The following is a 592-nucleotide window of genomic DNA, read 5'->3' on the forward strand; positions in this document are numbered from 1 at the left end:
CGAGTGTTAACTTCACCATCTGCTGACGTGGGTGCAAATACATGCAGGCTTTCTTTTTCTGCTAGCAAGTTCTCCCAAAATTGTGGAAGGTTATTTGCGCCAGGTGCATTAATGGCCATGCCTATAATAGCGATGTCACGAGAGCCATCTTTGCGGGAGTTAGTATTTCGTGTCTGATAGTTGTTAGTTCTCACTTGCTTACTAAGATGATTGATAAACGAGTCTATCGAAGCGTATTGAAAAAGCTTATAGGCGGGTATATCTAGCTGAAAGCTTTCATATAGCTGAACTGATAACTGGTTCGCCATGAGTGATGTCATGCCTACATCAACCAGACTTTTTGATGTGTCGATATTGTCGTTACCAAGCAAGGAATAGATCATTGAGCTTAGTGACACTTTATCTGGCACAGCTATTAGCTGCTCTTTCTGCATGCTTGAAACCTGCTCAGCTAACTTACCTTGATTGGCGTGATACTGGGCGAGCATACTCTTGCGGTCGATTTTCCCTGAAGGCGTTGTCATCAGTGCATCGCTGAACAGAAAATGAGACGGCTGCATATAGGCAGGTAGCTCTTGCGTGAGGTATGCTT

The 592-nt window shown here is 44.1% G+C and carries 1 protein-coding gene; it reads right to left on the reverse strand.

The features are described from left to right. A partial coding sequence (locus A3729_RS04835) for a phosphopantetheine-binding protein (protein ID WP_156497669.1) occupies nucleotides 1–560 on the reverse strand: 560 nt, incomplete at its 3' end. Nucleotides 561–592 lie beyond the last annotated feature (32 nt).

Source organism: Oleiphilus sp. HI0043 (assembly GCF_001634935.1).